The organism is Pantoea sp. AG702 (assembly GCF_003182295.1).
Lineage (GTDB): Bacteria > Pseudomonadota > Gammaproteobacteria > Enterobacterales > Enterobacteriaceae > Pantoea > Pantoea ananatis.
Map to the genome: position 1 here is coordinate 1,158,800 of NZ_QGTU01000001.1, position 20,365 is coordinate 1,179,164.

Annotated in this window: 18 protein-coding genes; 11 read left to right on the forward strand and 7 right to left on the reverse strand. The window is 52.8% G+C overall.

The features are described from left to right. The first annotated feature begins 106 nt into the window (after nt 1-106). A complete protein-coding gene (gene xthA, locus DFO57_RS05545; protein ID WP_013025977.1) occupies nt 107-913 on the forward strand; it encodes an exodeoxyribonuclease III in 807 nt (268 codons plus the stop codon). A gap of 35 nt (nt 914-948) precedes the next feature. Here the strand turns inward: xthA and DFO57_RS05550 are convergent, their stop codons facing one another. The 3 genes from DFO57_RS05550 to DFO57_RS05560 all read right to left on the reverse strand — a co-directional run bounded on the left by DFO57_RS05550 (nt 949) and on the right by DFO57_RS05560 (nt 3,962). Then, complete coding sequence (locus tag DFO57_RS05550; RefSeq protein WP_013025978.1) at nt 949-1,245, reverse strand: YnjH family protein; 297 nt, start codon at nt 1,243-1,245, stop codon at nt 949-951. Further along, nucleotides 1,245-3,161 (reverse strand): DNA topoisomerase III, encoded by a 1,917-nt coding sequence (locus tag DFO57_RS05555; protein ID WP_014593831.1) that lies wholly within the window; start codon nt 3,159-3,161, stop codon nt 1,245-1,247. Before DFO57_RS05555 ends, DFO57_RS05550 begins: the two co-directional genes overlap by 1 nt. 249 nt (nt 3,162-3,410) lie before the next feature. Continuing rightward, entirely contained in the window at nt 3,411-3,962 is a 552-nt protein-coding gene (locus DFO57_RS05560; RefSeq protein ID WP_013025980.1) for an NAD(P)H nitroreductase, read from the reverse strand. Between the two features lie 173 nt (nt 3,963-4,135). On the opposite strand from DFO57_RS05560, the gene sppA reads away from it, so the two are divergent. The 3 genes from sppA to pncA all read left to right on the forward strand — a co-directional run bounded on the left by sppA (nt 4,136) and on the right by pncA (nt 7,722). Further along, complete coding sequence (sppA, locus tag DFO57_RS05565) at nt 4,136-5,998, forward strand: signal peptide peptidase SppA (RefSeq protein WP_014605713.1); 1,863 nt, start codon at nt 4,136-4,138, stop codon at nt 5,996-5,998. A gap of 85 nt (nt 5,999-6,083) precedes the next feature. Continuing rightward, on the forward strand, nt 6,084-7,097 hold the full coding sequence (gene ansA, locus DFO57_RS05570) for an asparaginase (RefSeq protein ID WP_013025982.1): 1,014 nt from the start codon (nt 6,084-6,086) through the stop codon (nt 7,095-7,097). A 16-nt stretch (nt 7,098-7,113) separates the two neighbouring features. After that, nucleotides 7,114-7,722, forward strand: a complete 609-nt coding sequence (gene pncA / locus DFO57_RS05575; RefSeq protein WP_013025983.1) for a bifunctional nicotinamidase/pyrazinamidase — start codon at nt 7,114-7,116, stop codon at nt 7,720-7,722. Between the two features lie 83 nt (nt 7,723-7,805). On the opposite strand, the gene DFO57_RS05580 is transcribed toward pncA, so the two are convergent. Further along, nucleotides 7,806-8,087 carry a YeaC family protein gene (locus DFO57_RS05580; RefSeq protein WP_013025984.1) on the reverse strand — a complete coding sequence of 94 codons (282 nt, stop codon included), beginning with the start codon at nt 8,085-8,087 and terminating at the stop codon, nt 7,806-7,808. A gap of 2 nt (nt 8,088-8,089) precedes the next feature. Next, nucleotides 8,090-8,500 (reverse strand): peptide-methionine (R)-S-oxide reductase MsrB, encoded by a 411-nt coding sequence (msrB, locus tag DFO57_RS05585; RefSeq protein WP_013025986.1) that lies wholly within the window; start codon nt 8,498-8,500, stop codon nt 8,090-8,092. Between the two features lie 340 nt (nt 8,501-8,840). Here msrB and gapA point away from each other — a divergent pair, with 340 nt between their 5' ends. Both gapA and DFO57_RS05595 read left to right on the forward strand, forming a co-directional pair. Next, on the forward strand, nt 8,841-9,839 hold the full coding sequence (gene gapA / locus DFO57_RS05590; protein WP_014593833.1) for a glyceraldehyde-3-phosphate dehydrogenase: 999 nt from the start codon (nt 8,841-8,843) through the stop codon (nt 9,837-9,839). 72 nt (nt 9,840-9,911) lie between these two features. After that, the gene (locus DFO57_RS05595) at nt 9,912-10,790 is read left to right on the forward strand and encodes a D-hexose-6-phosphate mutarotase (protein WP_015700203.1); all 879 of its coding nucleotides are present in this window, start codon (nt 9,912-9,914) and stop codon (nt 10,788-10,790) included. An 8-nt stretch (nt 10,791-10,798) separates the two neighbouring features. Here DFO57_RS05595 and DFO57_RS05600 read toward each other — a convergent pair whose 3' ends face one another. Continuing rightward, the gene (locus DFO57_RS05600; protein ID WP_110015162.1) at nt 10,799-11,650 is read right to left on the reverse strand and encodes an aldo/keto reductase; all 852 of its coding nucleotides are present in this window, start codon (nt 11,648-11,650) and stop codon (nt 10,799-10,801) included. A 70-nt stretch (nt 11,651-11,720) separates the two neighbouring features. Further along, the gene (locus DFO57_RS05605) at nt 11,721-12,470 is read right to left on the reverse strand and encodes a MipA/OmpV family protein (RefSeq protein ID WP_013025990.1); all 750 of its coding nucleotides are present in this window, start codon (nt 12,468-12,470) and stop codon (nt 11,721-11,723) included. A 420-nt stretch (nt 12,471-12,890) separates the two neighbouring features. On the opposite strand from DFO57_RS05605, the gene yeaG reads away from it, so the two are divergent. From yeaG to wbaP, 5 genes are all read left to right on the forward strand, one after another. Further along, nucleotides 12,891-14,825, forward strand: a complete 1,935-nt coding sequence (yeaG, locus tag DFO57_RS05610; protein ID WP_014593835.1) for a protein kinase YeaG — start codon at nt 12,891-12,893, stop codon at nt 14,823-14,825. Between the two features lie 92 nt (nt 14,826-14,917). Continuing rightward, nucleotides 14,918-16,192, forward strand: coding sequence for a YeaH/YhbH family protein (locus DFO57_RS05615; protein WP_013025992.1), 1,275 nt, complete (start codon nt 14,918-14,920; stop codon nt 16,190-16,192). A gap of 245 nt (nt 16,193-16,437) precedes the next feature. Further along, nucleotides 16,438-18,165 (forward strand): potassium/proton antiporter, encoded by a 1,728-nt coding sequence (locus DFO57_RS05620; RefSeq protein WP_013025993.1) that lies wholly within the window; start codon nt 16,438-16,440, stop codon nt 18,163-18,165. Between the two features lie 76 nt (nt 18,166-18,241). Further along, a complete protein-coding gene (locus DFO57_RS05625) occupies nt 18,242-18,475 on the forward strand; it encodes a DUF1480 family protein (RefSeq protein ID WP_013025994.1) in 234 nt (77 codons plus the stop codon). Nucleotides 18,476-18,851: 376 nt separating this feature from the next. Further along, nucleotides 18,852-20,318, forward strand: coding sequence for an undecaprenyl-phosphate galactose phosphotransferase WbaP (wbaP, locus tag DFO57_RS05630; protein ID WP_014605710.1), 1,467 nt, complete (start codon nt 18,852-18,854; stop codon nt 20,316-20,318). Nucleotides 20,319-20,365: the final 47 nt, after the last annotated feature.

Below are 20,365 nucleotides of genomic sequence, written 5' to 3' on the forward strand. Positions count from 1 at the left end.
TTTCTGACTGAGCCTGTCCACCACTCGCTGAAATTGCCCTGCTCTGCCATGACTTTTCCTGTAAAAATCGCTACCATCCTGCCTATCATTCGCTGAAGGTCATCTCATGAAATTTATTTCATTCAACATTAACGGCTTGCGGGCTCGCCCTCACCAACTTGAAGCGCTGGTAGAAAAACATCAGCCGGACGTCATCGGACTGCAGGAGACCAAAGTTCATGACGATATGTTCCCCTTAGAAGACGTGGCTAAGCTGGGCTACAACGTGTTTTACCATGGTCAAAAAGGGCACTACGGTGTGGCGCTGCTGACAAAAGTCCAGCCGGTATCCGTGCGACGCGGCTTCCCGGGCGATGACGACGATGCTCAGCGTCGGTTGATCATGGCGGAGATCCCCAGCCCGATTGGCGATATTACGGTAATTAACGGCTATTTCCCCCAGGGCGAGAGCCGTGACCATCCGACAAAATTTCCGGCGAAAGAGAAGTTTTATCGCGATTTGCAAAGCTACCTGAGCGACAGCCTGGCGGCCGATAAGCCGGTGCTGATCATGGGTGATATGAATATCAGCAGCACTGATCTCGATATCGGTATTGGAGAAGACAGTCGCAAGCGCTGGTTGCGTACCGGTAAATGCTCTTTCCTGCCGGAAGAACGTGAATGGATGGATCGCCTGCTCAGCTGGGGCCTTGTTGATACCTGGCGGGCACAAAACCCTGAGATTAACGATCGCTTTTCGTGGTTCGACTACCGTTCAAAAGGCTTTGATGACAATCGCGGTCTGCGTATCGATTTGCTGCTGGCCAGCACCGGGCTGGCCTCACACTGTATTGAAACAGGCATCGATTACGAGATTCGCGGTATGGAAAAACCGTCCGATCATGCGCCGGTCTGGTCAACCTTCCACTTCTGACAGGATCCTGACGCGTGGTGAAATGCCACGCGTCCTTATTTCACTATTTTCCAAATCAGATTATTGGTTCCCAACGACTTCTCATCGCGCGCGCACTGTAGCAGGACACCTTCCGATTTCACCACAGCGCCTTCTGTGTAATTTCGGTTTTCAAAAATACAGCACTGCAGACAGTTTTGCTGACGGTTTTGCCCCTGCGTCCAGACTTCCGGTGGCATATCCACGATCACATCGGTATTGGTGCCACCTGCCGCGCCCTGCTGATGATAGTTAGCATGCGCGGGGCTACAGGCAGCCATTGCAACCAGAATTAGCCAGGCTGATTTACTCATTATTCAGTTTCCTTCGTTTTACGCCCTGCTTTACGCGGTGGACGTTTTTGGCCGGTGGACGGTAAACCACGAAACGCCTGTCCCGAGGGCTGCTGTCGCGCCTGCTGAATAAGCCCGCTCAGCGTCTGCACCAGGGGTTGCATAAATTCATCATAGCGACAGGCCTTTTCACTGATACGCGTCAGGGTTGATTCCCATTGCGCCGTCATGTCCGGCCTGGCGGCGAGATCCGGTAGCGAGTGGATCAGCGCTTTGCCTGCATCAGTAGAATGAATATAGCGCCCTTTCTTATGCAAAAACGAACGACGGAACAGTAATTCAATAATGCCTGCGCGCGTGGCTTCCGTTCCTAAACCATCGGTCGCACGCAGCACTTTCTTTAATTCTTTATCCTGCACAAAGCGCGCAATGCCGGTCATGGCCGAAAGCAAGGTCGCGTCGGTAAAGTGGCGTGGCGGTTGTGTCTGTTTCGCCAGCACCTCACCCCGCTCGCACAGCAGCTCATCGTCTTTCGCTACAACAGGCAGCGGCATGCCATCGTTTTCTTCATCGCGCTCTTTGCCACCCAACAGCGCACGCCAGCCCGCCTCCGCCAGAAAGCGCGCTTTAGCCACGAATTTACCGCCCGCGATATCCAGATCGATGGTGCATTTGCGGAACACGGCATCCGGACAAAACTGCATCAAATACTGACGCGCAACCAGTCCATAAATCTGCTGTTCGTTTTCATTAAGTTTCACTGCGCTGGCGCGCGCGGTAGGAATAATGGCGTGGTGCGCATCCACTTTTTTGTCATCCCAACAGCGATTTTTTCGATCTGCATCAAAGTCTGCTGGTGGAGTAAGATCGGGTTGATGGGACTGGATCGCATTGAGCACCGCATGACGGCCGGCAAAATGCTCATCGGGTAAGTAGCGGCTATCAGAACGTGGATAGGTGATCAGCTTGTGGGTTTCATATAACCGCTGGCAGATGTCCAGCACCGCCTGTGCACTCAAACCAAAGCGCTTTGCCGCCTCGATTTGCAGGCTGGAGAGTGAAAACGGCAACGGCGCAATGTCGTTTTCTCGCTTGTCACTGTAGGCGGTAACGATAGCGGGCTGACCGCTGATGCGCGCCACCACATGTTCCGCCAGTGAGCGTTTCAGCAGGCGACCTTCTTCATCCTGCCAGGGTTCACAGGCTTCACTGGGGATCCAGTTCGCGGTAAACCGGCTCTCATCCGGCGTGACGATGTGCGCTTTCACTTCAAAGTAATCCTTCGGGACGAAATTCGCGATCTCTTCATCCCGTCGCACCACCAGCCCCAACACCGGCGTTTGTACGCGTCCAACGGACAACACGCCATCATAGCCCGCATTCCGGCCCAGCAGCGTCCAGGCGCGGGTCATATTAATACCGTAAAGCCAGTCGGCACGTGCTCGCGCCAGCGCGGACACGCAGAGGGGAATAAATTCGCGATTCTCGCGCAGCCGGTTGATAGCCCGCTCCACAGCCTGTGGGTTGAGATCGTTAATCAGACAGCGCTGCACTTTACTGCGTTTCTCAGCGGGAAGCTGAAGGTAATCCAGCACTTCATCCACAAGCAGCTGGCCTTCCCTGTCCGGGTCGCCGGCGTGCACCACTTCATCGGCCTGGGCCAGTAAGCCTTCCACCACTTTGAGTTGTTTTGCCACCGAAGGACGCGGCTGCAAACGCCATTTTTCAGGAATAATCGGCAGATCGACCAGCGACCAGCGCGCATAGCGGCTGTCGTACACATCAGGCTGCGCCTGCTCCAGTAAATGCCCCACGCACCAGGTGACAATCTGGTCATTGCCGCAGGCGATAAAGCCCTCACCACGCCGGTGCGGTTTAGGCAGTACATCGGCAATGGCCCGTCCAAGGCTGGGTTTCTCTGCAATAAACAAACGCATTAAATCGGGTAATCCTTAACGTCAGCAAACAACAATGATGACAACGCACTACCGGTCAACAAACAGTCGGCAACATGATGCCTGCGCCTCAGTCCAAAGAACGGTTACATCATGCGCACAGGCTGGAAGAGAGTATGCGCTGCCAGATGAAGCAGCGCTATGGTAGCCTGGCGGCGCGCGGCTGATAAGCGCGCCGGGTTCAATGCTGAACTGTTCGCACAATAACCGCGCAAACCCGCTCAGGGGCGATCAGAAATAGCGCACAAACGGCGCAGTGTCGGGATGTATCACGGTGGTGTTGGATTTCAGCTGGGGCGTGCCTAAATAGAGAAAGCCCACAATCGCGTCCTGCTCACGGCAGCCAAAGGCCTCGCGTACCTGGGGATCGTCAGTCCAGGCCCCACTTCGCCAGATACCATTAAATCCCTGTGCGACCGCGGCCATTTGCATAGCCATCACGGCACAGCTTGCAGATGCAATTTGCTCCCAGCGTGGCACCTTGTGATTCAGTTCACAATGGGCCACAACCGTAATGATCATTGGGGCACGATATGGGGCCTGGCTGGCTTTATTGATGGCCTTGTCATCCAGTTGATTGTCACGTGCCGCTTTTTCCAGAAGCTGGCTTAAGCGATCGCGTCCACTGTTTTCAACTATGATAAAGCGCCACGGTTGTAAGGTGCCGTGATCGGGCGCGCGCATGGCTGCGCGCAGAATGTTATCCAGCGCCTCGCCGCCGGGAGCCGGATCCGCCAGACGGGAAGCCGAACGGCGATTAACCAGTAATTCAAGTGCATCCATGTTTTTCTCCAGTGGGGTAAAAGCATGCGTAATCCTGGCACAGGTGGATTTTTTGTAACAGTCCAGGGTGATTTCCTGCTGACTTTTGTTTCGCCGCTCTTTAGGATGAGGTCGTCAACGGAGACCTGGACCGCTAAGCGGCGATTTCCGGTTATATCAATATGGAGAGTGTGATGCGCACATTGTGGCGAATAATTGCTGGCCTGTTCCGCGGGATCTGGCGAGTGCTGAACTTTATCAGGGAATTAATTCTTAATTTGTTCCTGATTTTTTTAATTGTCGTGTGTGTCGGGATCTGGCTTCAGGTCAGTGGTTCAGGCAGTCATTCTGCTCCCATACAGCAAGGTGCGTTAAAAGTTGACCTGACCGGTGTGCTGGTCGATAAGCCTTCCGTCAGTAATCGCCTGAGCAAAATTGGCCGTCAGCTGTTAGGCACCAGCAGTGACCGACTGCAGGAAAACTCCCTGTTTGACGTGGTCGATGCGATTCGTCAGGCAAAGGATGACAGTAATATCAAAGGCATGGTGCTGGACCTGCGTGACTTTGCCGGTGGCGATCAGCCCTCGCTGCAGTATGTGGGCAAAGCGCTGCGCGAATTCAGGGAAAGCGGTAAGCCGATTTATGCGTTGGGCGACAGCTACAGCCAGGCTCAGTACTACCTTGCAAGCTATGCAACAAAAATCTACCTCTCGCCTCAGGGTACGGTTGACCTGCATGGTTTCGCCACCAACGGGTTGTACTACAAAACGCTGCTTGAAAAGCTGAAAGTCAATTCACACGTCTTCCGTGTTGGAACCTATAAGTCTGCCGTTGAGCCTTTCCTGCGCGACGATATGTCACCTGCAGCGCGCGATGCGGATACCCGTTGGGTTGGCCAACTCTGGCAAAATTACCTGAACACCGTATCGGCTAACCGTCAGATTACGCCTGAGCAGCTGTTCCCTGGTGCAACGGCCATTATCGCCGGCCTGCAGGCTGTTAAAGGTGATACGGGTCAATACGCGCTGGATAACAAACTGGTCGACGTTCTGGGTTCACGGGCCGATGCCGATCAGATGTTAATCAAGACCTTTGGTTTCGATAAGCAGAGTAGCGATTATCGCAGCGTCAGTATTTATGACTACAACGTGAAACCGGACGCCACTCAGCAGAAAGGCAATATTGCCGTGATCATGGCCAGCGGCGCCATCATGGATGGCGATGAAACGCCGGGCAACGTCGGTGGCGATACCACGGCGGCGCAGATTCGTGATGCACGCCTGGATCCGAAAATCAAAGCGATCATTCTTCGGGTCAACAGCCCGGGCGGTAGCGTGACGGCCTCGGAGGCCATCCGTGCCGAACTGGCTGCAGCGAAAGCGGCCGGGAAACCGATAGTGGTGTCAATGGGCGGCATGGCGGCATCCGGTGGATACTGGATTTCAACGCCAGCCAGCTACATCATCGCCAGCCCGAGTACCCTGACAGGCTCTATTGGCATCTTCGGCGTAATTAATACCCTGGAGAACAGTCTGGCCAGTATTGGTGTGCACACGGACGGCGTGGCGACATCGCCACTGGCGGACGTCGCCAGCACTAAGGCGCTGCCCCCCGAGGTTCAACAGCTTATGCAGTTGACCATCGAAAACGGCTATCACAACTTTGTTGGTCTGGTTGCCGCCTCGCGTCACAAAACGCCGGAGCAAATTGACGCCATCGCCCAGGGACATGTGTGGACCGGCAGTGATGCGAAAGCTAATGGCCTGGTCGATGCGCTGGGGGATTTTGATGACGCAGTGAAAAAAGCCGCTGAGCTGGCGAAGGTTTCCCAGCCGCAGCTTGACTGGTACCAGGAAGATCCCGGCTTTATTGATTTGATGCTAAATCAAATGAATGCCTCTGTGCAGGCTGTTCTGCCTGACCCGATCAAAGCCTGGCTGCCTGCGCCGATGTTCGACGTAATGAGTGCGATGCGACGTCAGCCTGGCCTGTTCGACCATCTTAACGATCCACAAAACCGCTATGCCTTCTGCCTGACCTGCGGCGAAGTGCGATAAACCTCTCAGCCCGACCGCTGGTCGGGCTGCTTTTCCCTGCCATTGCCCTTATACTGCGCGTTTTACGGCAAGTCTGAGTACACCTATGCAAAAGAAAAACATTTACGTTGCCTATACGGGCGGTACTATAGGTATGCAACGTTCCGCTCAAGGTTATATTCCGGTTTCAGGTCACCTGCAGCAAGAGCTGGCAAAAATGCCGGAATTCCATCGCCCGGAAATGCCTGACTTTACGATTCACGAATATCAGCCCCTGATCGACTCGTCCGATATGACGCCTCAGGACTGGCAGTCAATTGCCGAAGATATCCGGCGTAATTACGATCGCTACGACGGTTTTGTGATTCTGCATGGTACAGATACCATGGCTTTTACCGCCTCCGCCCTGTCGTTTATGTTGGAGAACCTGGCCAAGCCTGTCATCGTAACCGGCTCGCAAATCCCCCTGGCAGAACTGCGCTCGGACGGTCAGCAAAACCTGCTGAATTCACTCTATGTCGCCGCTAACTATCCGGTTAATGAAGTGACGCTGTTTTTCAATAACACGCTCTATCGCGGTAACCGCACCACAAAAGCGCATGCTGACGGGTTTAATGCCTTTGCCTCACCCAACCTTTCTGCGCTGCTGGAAGCCGGCATCCACATTCGTCGTCTGAACACGCCACCCGCGCCACAGGGGAAAGGTGAACTCATCGTTCATACCATTACGCCACAGCCTATTGGCGTGGTTACCATTTACCCCGGTATTTCCGCCGATGTGGTGCGCAACTTCCTGCGCCAGCCGGTTAAAGCCCTTATTCTGCGCTCTTATGGCGTGGGTAATGCGCCGCAGAACGCTGAGTTTCTCTCTGAACTGCAGCAGGCCAGCGAGCGCGGCATTGTGGTCGTTAACCTGACGCAGTGTATTTCCGGCAAAGTTAACATGGGCGGCTACGCGACGGGCAATGCGCTGGAGCATGCAGGCGTGATCAGCGGTTTTGATCTGACGGTAGAAGCGGCCCTGACCAAACTTCACTATCTGTTAAGTCAGGATCTTTCAAGCGAGCAAATCCGTGCCAAAATGCAGCAAAACCTGCGTGGCGAACTGACAGAAGACTAAAACGGAGCAAACGGGAATGAAACGGGCACTGATCATTATCGATATTCAGAACGACTTCTGCCCCGGCGGCCCAATGGCCGTGAGAGAAGGCGATCACACCGTCGCGGTAGCAAATCGCTATGCCCGTGCCTTTCATGAGAAAGGCGAATGCGTAGTGGCCTTGCAGGACTGGCACCCGGCCAATCATGGCAGCTTTGCTTCTGTCTCGGGCGAGCCGGTTTATACCCTGGGTGAGCTCAACGGTTTGCCTCAAATCTGGTGGCCCGATCATGGTGTTCAGCATTCGGCGGGCGCTGATTTTCATCCTGGTCTCGATCGCAGCCTGTTTGATGCTGTTTTTCACAAGGGCCAGGATCAGGATGTCGACAGCTACAGCGCTTTTTTTGATAACGGCCATCGCCGTAAAACGGAGCTGGACAGCTGGTTACGTGAACGCGGCATCAGCCATCTGGTTATGCTGGGGCTGGCAACCGATTACTGTGTGAAATACAGCGTTCTGGATGCACTGGAACTGGGCTATCAGGTGGACGTGGTCGCCGAAGGCTGCCGCGGGGTGAATTTGAATCCTGAAGACAGCGACATCGCACTGGCCCAGATGGCCGCCCAGGGTGCGGTCATTGTCTGACGTGCTCCGGGCTGGCAGCGTGCCAGCCCGTCATCCACGCTAAACGCTTCTGTCAGCACCCTGACAGAAGCACCTTATCAGACTTAATGCAGGTTGATACGCGTGACGTCTGGTTCGATACCAAACTCTTCTTTCAGCTGCCTTTTCGATTTGGTGACCATCTCACCGTCTTTTCCGATGGTCATATGCTGAGGTGCATCGTTATGACGTGCCTGCCACATCATCACCAGTTGCAGGCTGTTATCACGCTGCTGCTGGGTAAGCGCTACACCGTCCGGCCATTTTCCGGTTTCAACGGCCACAACAAGACGCTCATAAATTTCAGGCGTCAGGGCTTCAAGCATGGCTTCAAGTTGCTGTTTCATGATTATCCTTGGGTCTCCTCACCTTGCTGATCTGTAAAGTTCAGCGAGGCAGAATTGACGCAGTAACGCTCGCCTGTCGGCTGGGGGCCATCCGGGAAAACATGCCCCAGGTGCGCATCACAGCTGCCACAGCGGATTTCGATGCGCTGCATACCATGGGAATTATCTTCCAGATAGCGAATGGCCTCATCGCTTACCGGCTGATAAAAACTCGGCCAGCCACAACCTGAATCGTACTTGGTATCAGACAAAAACAACGGCGCATTGCAGACCAGGCAGTGATAAATCCCTTCCTGCTTGTTATGCAGCAGGGCACCGCTGTAAGGCGGCTCCGTTCCTCGCTGTTGAGTCACATAGCGTTGCATCTCAGTCAGTTGGGCAATTTTTGCTTCGGGTGCGGTTTCTTTAGGCATTTGAGCAATTCCGGGATGTCATTCTGTAAAAATCGACTAGTATTCTAACAAACGATCAACATTAATCGGGTCTTATTTTGTGCTCAACCCTTCAGTCAGTATCTCACTAGGTGGATTTGTGAACTCGATCACCTTTTCTCTGGCATATCCCTATATATTCGGCGAAGGATTCAACAGAGCACGCCGTTTACCGCTGAGCGCAAGCGGTTGCGGCCCCAATAATTCCTGTCTGGTGGATTGACCTGTCGCAACAATTGACACGATTCCGCTTGACGCCTGGTAAGGTTTTTGTAATTTTACAGCCAACCTTTTATTCACTAACAACTAGCTGGTGGAATATATGACTATCAAAGTAGGTATCAACGGTTTTGGCCGTATCGGTCGCATCGTTTTCCGTGCTGCTCAACAGCGCTCTGACATCGAAATCGTTGCTATCAACGACCTGCTGGACGCTGATTACATGGCGTACATGCTGAAGTACGACTCTACTCACGGCCGCTTCGACGGCACCGTTGAAGTACAGGACGGCGCTCTGGTTGTTAACGGTAAGAAAATCCGCGTTACCGCTGAGAGAGATCCGGCTAACCTGAAGTGGGATGAAGTCGGCGTTGACGTTGTTGCTGAAGCAACCGGTATCTTCCTGACCGACGAGACGGCACGTAAGCACATCACTGCGGGTGCTAAGAAAGTCGTTCTGACCGGTCCGTCTAAAGATGACACCCCAATGTTTGTTCGTGGTGCAAACTTCGACAAATACCAGGGCCAGGACATCGTGTCTAACGCCTCTTGTACCACTAACTGCCTGGCACCACTGGCTAAAGTGATCAATGACAAGTTCGGTATCGTGGAAGGTCTGATGACCACCGTTCACGCAACGACTGCAACGCAGAAAACCGTTGATGGCCCGTCTCACAAAGACTGGCGTGGCGGTCGTGGCGCGTCTCAGAACATCATCCCTTCTTCTACCGGTGCGGCCAAAGCCGTAGGTAAAGTGCTGCCAGAACTGAATGGCAAGCTGACAGGTATGGCGTTCCGCGTTCCGACGCCAAACGTTTCTGTTGTTGACCTGACCGTTCGTCTGGAAAAAGCCGCATCTTACAAAGAAATCTGTGCAGCCATCAAAGCAGCAGCAGAAGGCGAAATGAAAGACGTGCTGGGCTACGTTGAAGACGACGTGGTTTCTACCGACTTCAACGGCGAAGTGCTGACTTCAGTATTCGATGCGAAAGCGGGTATCGCGCTGAATGACAACTTCGTTAAACTGGTTTCCTGGTACGATAACGAGACCGGTTATTCAAACAAAGTTCTCGACCTGATTGCGCTGGTTTCTGCTAAATAAGGCAGCCAGACACTAGAGAATAAGGGTGACTTCGGTCACCCTTTTTTTGATCCCTTTCGTAAGGAGTCGGGCATGCAAGACAAACTTTTTTCTCTTCCCGTCATTAAACAGATTACGCCTTACCTGTCACAGCGTCAGGTGGGCGAACTTCCGACTATCGTCGTTAGTCATCCCCGCGTGCGCGCAGCTATCACGTTACAGGGCGCGCATCTCATCGCCTGGCAGCCCAGCGGGGAGAAACCTGTCCTGTGGCTAAGTGACAAAAGCCCCTTCTCACCAGGCAAAGCGATTCGAGGCGGCATTCCCATTTGCTGGCCCTGGTTTGGCCCCGCAGGTGAACCCGCACACGGTTTTGCCCGTAACCAGTCGTGGACGCTGTCCGCCCATGACGAAAACGAAGATGGCGTTATCTTGACGCTGGTGCTGGAAAGTAATCCGCAAACCTTAAAGCTGTGGCCACATGAATTCACGTTAATCGCCCGTTTCCGCCTGGGGCAGCACTGTGAGATCGAACTGGAAGCCTATGGCGACTACACGTCCACCGCCGCCCTGCACAGCTACTTTAACGTGGCGGATATCAACGGCGTAGAGGTGTCGGGTCTGGGTGAGCACTATATCGACAAGGTTAACGACAATCAGCCAGGCACGGGCGACGGCAAACAGCGCTTTACCACCCGGGTTGACCGTATTTTCACCTCGGCCAATGACTGTTCGGTGATTAACGATCAGGCTGGAAAGCGCCAGATTGAAGTCTATCACCACCATCATAGTGACGTTGTCACGTGGAACCCCGGCGTCGAACTCTCCTGCAGTATGACGGACATGCCCAACGAAGGGTATAAAACCATGGTGTGCGTGGAAACGGCGCGAATCAGCAAGCCGTTACGCAGCGCGGGCGAAAAACCGGCCCGGCTGGCCACCACGATCCGTCTGAAAGGGAAAGTGAATTAACGCTTAATTCACACCACGTCCAGGGGAATTTTATGCCGCGGTGGCGGGAAAGCCTTGTCGATCAGGAAACACGCCTCATCACTCAGGGTGATATCCAGTGCCGCGGCATTTTCCCGGACGTGCTGAAGGGAACTGGCTTTAGGAATAGCCATCACGCCGGGAGCGCGGATTACCCACGCCAGAAGCAGCTGTGCAACCGTCACGCCTTTCTGCTGAGCCAAAGCGACCAGCGTGGGCTCAGAGAACAAATGGCTGCGCAGCCGCCCTGCCTGTGCCAACGGACAGTATGCCATGACCGGCACAGCACGCTGCTGACACTGCGGTAACAGGTCGTACTCAATACCGCGAGAGGCGAGATGGTAAAGGACCTGATTCGTCGCACATGCTTCGCCCCCGGGTTCCGCCCAGAGCTCGTCCATGTCTTCGCTGTCAAAATTTGAAACGCCCCAGTGAACAATCTTCCCCTGCTGCTGAAGCCTTTGCATGGCGCGAATCGTCTCTTCCAACGGGACGCTGCCGCGCCAGTGCAGCAGATAGAGATCAATACGGTCGGTTTGCAAACGGCCTAGGCTGGCTTCGCAGGCCGCTATCGCATCATCTTCACCGGCATTCCATGGGTAGACTTTCGATACCAGCAGCGCGCTATCGCGGCGCCCTTTTAATGCCTCGCCGACCACCTCTTCCGCTCTGCCATCGGCATACATTTCTGCCGTATCGATAATTTTCAGGCCTGCATCCAGACCCGCCTGAAGCGCTGTGACTTCCTGCTGACGGCGAGCGCTGTCCTCGCCCATGTACCAGGTTCCGAGGCCAATAGCCGGGATGCCCTGGTGACCCGCAACATCGAGACGTTGTGCCATTTGACTCTCCTGCACTGTTGTAGAGCAGACAAACGATCAGAGGGCAACGCCTGCCCTCTTAGGGTGCAAATCAGAAGCTGTAACTGACACCGGTCCAGATTGTGAACTGCCCACTTTTATCGACCATAGGGCTGTCTTTGATTTCACTGGCAAAACGCGTATAGCGACCGGACAGGTTGGCATTCCACTGCGGCGTAATACTGTAGCTGGCGTTCAGCTCAGCATAGGGCGACCAGCTGTCATCAGGATGGTAGCGGCTGATGCCGGTGCGATCGCTCTCATTGCCGGAAACACCATAGTAGTAGCGGTTTTGGTTCGCGCTGTTCCACATCGCCCCGATGCCCGGTGTCAGGGTAAAGTCACCGAAGTTGAAGCGGTAGAGATAGGTCAGGTCCCAGATGATCCCGTTGCTGTTGTTGAGCAGGTCGCCCAGCAGTGAGGTACGGATAATCCCCCAGTCTGCAGTATGTCGGTAGGTTGCCCCGCCCATCAGCGTCATACGGCGCTTATCCAGCCCTTTCATATCCCCCAGATCGTTATCACCGGGGTCATACTCCTGGGGCGAGCCGAGCAGGGTCAGAGACAGCTGATCCTGCGGGTCTTTCCACAGGTAATAGCCGCCCTGCAGCGTGTTAAACCAGAAGTTTTCTCCTTCATAATTGATGATGGGCACCGGCAAATAGCGGTCCTGCCCACCCCGGTAAGGCGACTGGGCATAAATCACTGATGCGCCAAGCGATAAAGGTGCGGCCTGTACTGAATGCCCCAGAAAATAACAAGGGATAAGCGCGATAAGCGTGTTAAGTTTGAATTGGTTCACAATTTATTCATTCCATAAATATAACAATCACTCATACAGTCTAACGCTTTTTACAGACTGAATTAACCTTATATGAAAATCATCTACCGCATTTATGGCGGAATGTGGCATAACCGGGTTGGAGGCATCACAAATTCGCCATTACCCTGTCAAAAAGGTTTCGCAACAAAATGATTTTGTTATTGATATGTGGCTCACTAATCAAAAATCTATGATGAAATTTTCTGAATGCCTTCTACAGTTAAACTTAATACCCGAGGTTTTGTTGCAAGAGTGTCGTCATAAATGTTGTGCATCCCGATAACAATGATCAGGTTGGCATAAGGGTTGCTGTACTAACAGATAATATCTTCCGGGAGCTGTACGAGCACTGATTATTGCTCCTTTACCTGTGCTAAAAACGAAAGGACGGGCATCGCTATGAATATATTCGATCATTATCGTCAGCGTTATGAAGCTGCCAAGGACGAAGAGTTCACACTGCAGGAATTTCTGACAATCTGTAAACAGGATCGCAGTGCATACGCCAACGCCGCAGAGCGACTGTTAATGGCAATCGGTGAACCCGTGATGGTGGACACCGCTCAGGAGCCACGTCTTTCCAGAATCTTTTCTAACCGGGTAATGGGCCGTTACCCGGCGTTCGAAGAGTTTTACGGTATGGAAGAAGCGATTGAACAGATCGTCTCTTATTTGAAACACGCGGCACAAGGCCTTGAAGAGAAGAAACAAATTCTTTATCTGCTGGGTCCGGTCGGGGGCGGTAAATCCTCACTGGCGGAACGTCTCAAATCTTTGATGCAACGCGTTCCTATCTATGTGTTGAGTGCCGATGGCGAACGGAGCCCGGTTAACGATCATCCACTGTGCCTGTTCAATCCTCAGGAAGACGCCAATATTCTGGAGAAAGAGTACGGCGTGCCGCGCCGCTACCTTGGCACCATTATGTCGCCATGGGCGGCTAAACGCCTCCATGATTTCGGCGGGGATATCACCCGCTTTAAAGTGGTGAAAGTGTGGCCGTCGATTCTGGAGCAGTTAGCTATTGCTAAAACAGAGCCGGGCGACGAAAACAACCAGGATATCTCCGCGCTGGTCGGCAAGGTGGACATTCGTAAACTGGAAAACCATGCGCAGAACGATCCCGATGCTTACGGCTACTCGGGCGCGCTGTGCCGGGCTAACCAGGGCATCATGGAATTTGTGGAGATGTTTAAAGCACCGATTAAAGTGCTACATCCCCTGTTGACCGCCACCCAGGAAGGTAACTACAACGGTACCGAAGGCATTTCCGCCCTGCCGTTTAACGGTATCATTCTGGCCCACTCGAACGAATCTGAGTGGGTGACGTTCCGCAACAACAAAAACAACGAGGCGTTCCTTGACCGTGTGTATATTGTTAAGGTGCCTTACTGCCTGCGCGTGTCCGAAGAGATTAAGATTTATGAGAAGCTGCTGAACCACAGTGAGCTGTCTACCGCGCCTTGCGCACCCGGCACCCTGGAAACGCTGGCGAGATTCTCCATCCTTTCGCGACTTAAAGACCCGGATAACTCCAGTATCTACTCAAAAATGCGTGTGTATGACGGTGAAAGCCTGAAAGATACCGATCCTAAGGCGAAGTCCTGGCAGGAGTATCATGATTACGCCGGCGTCGACGAAGGGATGAACGGGCTGTCAACGCGTTTCGCCTTTAAGATTCTGTCCCGCGTCTTCAACTTCGATCACACTGAAGTGGCAGCCAACCCTGTTCACCTGTTTTATGTGCTGGAGCAGCAAATTGAACGCGAGCAGTTCCCACAGGAGCAGGCGGAAAAATACCTTGAGCACCTTAAAGGTTATTTAATTCCGAAATACGCTGAGTTTATTGGCAAAGAGATTCAGACGGCTTATCTGGAATCCTATTCCGAATATGGTCAGAATATTTTCGATCGCTATGTTACCTATGCCGACTTCTGGATCCAGGATCAGGAATATCGTGACCCTGACACCGGACAGCTTTTTGACCGCGAGTCGCTCAATGCGGAACTGGAGAAAATCGAGAAGCCTGCCGGGATTAGTAATCCTAAAGACTTCCGTAATGAAATTGTCAATTTTGTGCTGCGTGCGCGTGCGCACAATAACGGCCGCAATCCAAACTGGACCAGTTATGAGAAACTGCGTACGGTGATTGAGAAAAAAATGTTCTCGAATACCGAGGAGCTGTTGCCGGTTATTTCGTTTAACACGAAAACCTCTACGGATGAGCAGAAGAAACACGATGATTTTGTCGATCGCATGATGGAAAAAGGCTATACCCGCAAACAGGTTCGCCTGCTGTGTGAATGGTATCTGCGCGTGCGTAAATCGTCCTGATCAGAGTCTGTAAGCAAACCGGTGCGGGATAGCACCGGTCTCTTAAGGTCGGGACAACCCGGCCTGCTTGCAATGTAGTTTGGGGGAACATCATGGCCTATTTTATCGATCGCCGACTAAACGGTAAAAACAAGAGCGCGGTCAACCGCCAGCGCTTCTTGCGTCGTTACAAGTCTCAGATTAAGCAGTCGATCTCCGAGGCCATTAACAAACGCTCGGTCACCGACGTCAGCAGTGGCGAATCCGTTTCTATTCCGATTGATGACATCAACGAACCGATTTTCCATCAGGGACGCGGCGGGCAGCGCCACCGCGTCCATCCCGGTAACGATCACTTTGTGCAAAATGACCGCGTGGAGCGGCCGCAGGGCGGCGGTGGCAGCGGTTCAGGCCAGGGTAACGCCGGTCAGGACGGTGAAGGTCAGGATGAGTTTGTTTTTCAGATTTCTAAAGACGAATATCTGGACCTGCTGTTTGAAGACCTGGCCCTGCCCAACCTGCGTAAAAACCAGCATCGCCAGCTGAATGAGTATAAAACCCACCGCGCCGGTTTTACGTCTAATGGCGTACCGGCCAACATCAGCGTGGTACGCTCGCTACAGAACTCGCTGGCGCGCCGTACGGCGATGACCGCAGGTAAGCGCCGCCAGTTGCATGAGCTTGAGGATGCGCTGACGACGGTTGAAAAATCTGAACCAGCTCAGTTGCTCGAAGAGGAGCGCTTACGCAAAGAAATTGCCGAGCTGCGAGCACGTATCGATCGGGTGCCCTTCATTGATACGTTTGATTTACGCTATAAAAATTTTGAAAAACGCCCTGAGCCGTCCAGCCAGGCCGTGATGTTCTGTCTGATGGACGTTTCGGGTTCAATGGACCAGGCCACCAAGGACATGGCAAAACGTTTTTATATTTTGCTCTATCTGTTCCTGAGTCGAACCTATAAAAATGTCGAGGTGGTCTACATTCGCCACCATACTCAGGCGAAAGAAGTTGATGAGCAGGAGTTTTTCTACTCACAGGAAACCGGCGGCACTATCGTGTCGAGTGCCCTTAAGCTCATGGATGACGTGGTGAAAGAGCGTTACGATCCGGCACAGTGGAATATCTATGCCGCGCAGGCCTCCGATGGCGACAACTGGGCCGACGATTCCCCCCTGTGCCATGAGATTCTGGCAAAGAACATTTTACCGGTCGTCCGTTACTACACCTACATTGAAATCACGCGTCGCGCGCATCAGACACTGTGGCGCGAATATGAACATCTGCAGTCTGTATTTGATAACTTTGCGATCCAGCACATTCGCGAGCCGGAGGATATCTATCCGGTCTTCCGTGAACTGTTTCACAAGCAGGCGATGGAAGCCTGACACATCAAGCCGACGCTCTGTCGGCTTTTTTTTGCGTAATAACCTGTTAAAACATGGCCTTTCTTGCAACAACTCCTCCAACTCCTCTATTAATATCGTTTAACCGGATTAACCAAGGCATTAGCAATTGATATAAATTGCAAAATGACCATGACAACTCATTGATAAAACATTATCTTGCAGAGATAGCATGGATGTTTCTACACATTAGCTGACATTGACTGCCGAATCTCAGGAGACCGCGTTTGAACCACACTATTGTTTATAGTCTTTTTATTATTGGCTCCGTGCTGGTTGCGTCGAGTATCTTACTCAGCTCTTTTTCATCCCGTCTTGGCATTCCTATTCTGGTGATATTTCTGGCACTGGGCATGCTGGCCGGCGTGGATGGCATTGGCGGCATCGCCTTCGATAACTATCCCGCCGCTTACCTTATCTCTAACCTTGCTCTGGCGATTATCCTGCTGGACGGTGGGATGCGTACCAAAGCCAGCTCCTTCAAGGTGGCGCTGGGGCCGGCCCTGTCACTGGCAACGGTAGGCGTAATGATTACGGCTGGCCTGACCGGCGTGGCCGCGGCCTGGCTCTTCAGGCTGGATATGATGCAGGGCTTTCTGATCGGTGCCATTATTGGCTCTACCGATGCGGCAGCCGTTTTTTCACTGCTTGGGGATAAAGGCCTGAACGAACGCGTCAGCTCAACGCTGGAAATTGAGTCAGGCAGCAACGATCCCATGGCCGTGTTTCTCACTATCACGCTGATTGAAATGATCGAGCAGGGCAAAACCGGTCTTGACTGGATGTTTCTCGTGCATCTCATCCAACAGTTCGGCCTGGGCATCGTACTTGGACTGGGCGGCGGCTGGGCCCTGCAGCAGCTCATAAACCGCATCAACCTGGCACCCGGCCTGTATCCTTTGCTGGCACTCAGCGGCGGGATTCTGGTGTTCGCCCTGACAACGGTGCTGGAAGGCAGCGGCATTCTGGCCGTGTATCTGTGCGGCTTTTTACTGGGTAACAGCCCCATCCGTAACCGATTTGGCATTCTGCAAACCTTTGACGGTATGGCGTGGCTCAGTCAGATAGGGATGTTTATCGTGCTGGGCCTGTTGGTCACACCTTCCGATCTCTGGCATATTGCGGTTCCGGCAATGATCCTCTCCCTGTGGTTGATTTTGGTTGCGCGCCCCCTCTCCGTGTTTATCGGCCTGTTGCCCTTCCGCGGTTTTACAGGCCGCGAACGGATTTTTATCAGCTGGGTAGGCCTGCGGGGCGCGGTTCCGATCATCCTGGCGGTATTCCCGATGATGGCCGGACTTGAAAACGCATCACTCTATTTCAACATCGCCTTCTTTGTCGTGCTGGTCTCCCTGATGCTGCAGGGCACCTCTCTGGGCTATGCGGCAAAAAAAGCCAAAGTGGTGGTACCGCCCACGGCATCGCCTGTCAGCCGAATTGGGTTAGATATCCACCCGGAAAATCCCTGGGAGCAGTTTGTTTACCAGCTCAGTGCCGACAAATGGTGCGTGGGCGCTGCGCTGCGTGATTTACAGATGCCGCGTGAAACCCGCATTGCTGCCCTGTTTCGGGATAATGTGCTGATGCATCCCAACGGGGCGACACGATTAAAAGAAAACGACGTTATCTGCGTGATTGGACGCGAGCGTGACCTGCCTGCGCTAGGAAAAATGTTCAGTCAGTCGCCGCCCGTCGCGCTGGATCAGCGTTTCTTTGGTGACTTTATTCTGGATGCCGACGCGCGCCTGAACGACGTGGCGCAAATTTACGGCCTTGAACTGGACGAACAGACCAATGCTCAACAATCGCTCGGGCAGCTGATGCTTGGCATGCTGGGTGGCACGCCCGTCGTGGGCGATCAGGTTGAATGGAATCAACTGACCTGGACCGTGGCGGAAAAAGAAGATAATCAGATTGTGAAAATTGGTGTGCGCCCAAGTGAAGACAAAGAATAATCTTACTTCGCTGGCGCGTTAAATGGGCTGAATTGCACTACGCTTTTATAACATTCAGTGAAAACGGGAGTTATCCATGGGTCACGTGGTTAAAATTGGTCGCTACGAAATTGTCGATGCAGAATTCAGCAGCGAAAAACCGCTGACAGTGAGTATTCCCTGCCACACCAACCCCGGACTGAGCTATCAGCTCGACGGCTGGGATCACGACACCAGCGTTCCGGCATGGATCGACGATAAAGAGGTCATTTTACATATCGCTCACTACGATAAGCAGCAAGACCGGTGGGTATTAAAAGAACCGGCCTGAGCCTGAGTATTACCGCCAGTCAGTTGATTTGGCGGTAATTCCTAAAAAGTGGCCCTGGCCGCACGGCTTATAGGTTATACTTTTAAAATATTATTTTCCAAATCAGCCATTTAAGCCAATTCTGCGCAATTTTCACCTGGTTTTTTAAGAATTCTTCCGTATTAACTCCGTCAAATATCTCCTGCATACTCTCCTTCAGTGCTGCAATTTTACGTGACTCAAATCACGCTTAGTAACGGTTTATTTGTAGCATCAATGGCTCTAATGACTGTAACAAACTGAAAACATCCCGGTTTCGGGTTTTCAGTCGTTAACCCCTGAACGCGTACTTGATTCTGGTCAGGCCATCTTTTACTTAATTAAGAGAGCAGGTTTTATGGCAAGTACAATGGTAATAAACAATGCGAGTCGCTCATGGAGCGGTCTTCGTAAGAATATTCTGGTAAAGTTTGCACTGAGTTTTTCAGACCTTATTGCGCTGAACCTGGCGCTGTTTCTCTCTGCCGCTACCGTGCAGGGTATTTGGGGAGATTTGGATGCGTTTATTCCGCCGCATCAAATTGAAAACCGTTTTATTGCGCAGTTTATTATGTCGGTATTATGTACCGGCTGGTTTTGGATGCGCCTGCGTCACTACACCTACCGCAAACCCTTTTGGTTCGAACTGAAAGAAATTGTGAAAACACTGGTTGTTTTCTCCCTGCTCGATCTGGCATTAATCGCGTTTTCTAAATGGGACTTCTCCCGCATGGTGTGGGTGTTCAGCTGGAGCTATGCCCTGCTGCTGCTGCCGCTGCTGCGCGCAGGCGTTAAAAGTGCCATTAATAAAGCCGGTCAGTGGCAAAAAGAAACCATCATTATTGGCTCTGGCCGTAACGCTACCGAAGCCTATGCGGCCTTACAAAGTGAAGAAATCCTGGGATATAACGTTCAGGCATTTATTTCAGTAGAAGATGCGCCGCTGCAGCAGAGCGTGAATGGCGTACCGGTCATTTCTGCCAACGATATTAACTGGAGCACCATCGATCGCGACAACGTGCAGTTTATTGTCGCGATGGAGTACGAGCAGCAGCCGGAGCGCGATCGCTGGTTGAAGTTTCTGTCAAAAATGAACTGCCGGTCAGTGTCGGTGATCCCAACCCTGCGTGGCGTCCCGCTTTACGGCACGGATATGTCGTTTATCTTTAGCCATGAAGTGATGATTTTGCGCGTCAGTAATAACCTGGCAAAGCATTCGTCACGTTTCCTGAAGCGCAGTTTCGATATTGTTGTGGCGTCGTTACTGCTGCTGTTCCTGGCGCCGGTCTTTGCCCTGCTCTGCTATATGGTCAAGCGTGATGGGGGCAATGCCATCTATGGTCACGAACGTATCGGGCAGGATGGCAGAAAGTTCAAGTGTCTGAAGTTCCGCTCAATGGTGACCAATTCCAAAGAGGTGCTGGAAAGCTTGCTGGCAACCAGTGAAGAAGCGCGTCGGGAATGGGACAAAGACTTTAAGCTCAAGAAGGATCCGCGTATTACCCGCATCGGCGGCTTCCTGCGTAAAACCAGCCTGGATGAGCTGCCGCAGCTGTGGAACGTGATCCGCGGGGAGATGAGCCTGGTGGGGCCGCGTCCGGTGATTGAGGCTGAGCTTGAGCGCTACGCCGGCGATGTGGATTACTACCTGATGGCGAAACCGGGTATGACTGGGCTATGGCAGGTCAGCGGACGTAACGATATTGATTACGACACCCGCGTCTATTTCGACTCCTGGTATGTTAAAAACTGGGCGTTATGGACAGACATCGCCATCCTGTTTAAAACGGCCGGTGTAGTTTTCCGCCGCGACGGCGCCTACTGATTTAGCATGCGATGCCTGTTTCAGCAGGCATCGCCATTTCTCCAGGT

What these genes read in the sequence shown, in the direction of transcription:
- DFO57_RS05625 (WP_013025994.1), top strand. Translation starts at nt 18,242, where the DNA reads ATGGGTCACGTGGTTAAAATTGGTCGCTACGAAATTGTCGATGCAGAA.
- ansA (WP_013025982.1), top strand. Translation starts at nt 6,084, where the DNA reads ATGCAAAAGAAAAACATTTACGTTGCCTATACGGGCGGTACTATAGGT.
- gapA (WP_014593833.1), top strand. Translation starts at nt 8,841, where the DNA reads ATGACTATCAAAGTAGGTATCAACGGTTTTGGCCGTATCGGTCGCATC.
- xthA (WP_013025977.1), top strand. Translation starts at nt 107, where the DNA reads ATGAAATTTATTTCATTCAACATTAACGGCTTGCGGGCTCGCCCTCAC.
- msrB (WP_013025986.1), bottom strand. Translation starts at nt 8,500, where the DNA reads ATGCCTAAAGAAACCGCACCCGAAGCAAAAATTGCCCAACTGACTGAG.
- yeaG (WP_014593835.1), top strand. Translation starts at nt 12,891, where the DNA reads ATGAATATATTCGATCATTATCGTCAGCGTTATGAAGCTGCCAAGGAC.
- DFO57_RS05595 (WP_015700203.1), top strand. Translation starts at nt 9,912, where the DNA reads ATGCAAGACAAACTTTTTTCTCTTCCCGTCATTAAACAGATTACGCCT.
- DFO57_RS05550 (WP_013025978.1), bottom strand. Translation starts at nt 1,245, where the DNA reads ATGAGTAAATCAGCCTGGCTAATTCTGGTTGCAATGGCTGCCTGTAGC.
- DFO57_RS05615 (WP_013025992.1), top strand. Translation starts at nt 14,918, where the DNA reads ATGGCCTATTTTATCGATCGCCGACTAAACGGTAAAAACAAGAGCGCG.
- DFO57_RS05600 (WP_110015162.1), bottom strand. Translation starts at nt 11,650, where the DNA reads ATGGCACAACGTCTCGATGTTGCGGGTCACCAGGGCATCCCGGCTATT.
- DFO57_RS05580 (WP_013025984.1), bottom strand. Translation starts at nt 8,087, where the DNA reads ATGAAACAGCAACTTGAAGCCATGCTTGAAGCCCTGACGCCTGAAATT.
- DFO57_RS05560 (WP_013025980.1), bottom strand. Translation starts at nt 3,962, where the DNA reads ATGGATGCACTTGAATTACTGGTTAATCGCCGTTCGGCTTCCCGTCTG.
- DFO57_RS05555 (WP_014593831.1), bottom strand. Translation starts at nt 3,161, where the DNA reads ATGCGTTTGTTTATTGCAGAGAAACCCAGCCTTGGACGGGCCATTGCC.
- wbaP (WP_014605710.1), top strand. Translation starts at nt 18,852, where the DNA reads ATGGCAAGTACAATGGTAATAAACAATGCGAGTCGCTCATGGAGCGGT.
- sppA (WP_014605713.1), top strand. Translation starts at nt 4,136, where the DNA reads ATGCGCACATTGTGGCGAATAATTGCTGGCCTGTTCCGCGGGATCTGG.
- pncA (WP_013025983.1), top strand. Translation starts at nt 7,114, where the DNA reads ATGAAACGGGCACTGATCATTATCGATATTCAGAACGACTTCTGCCCC.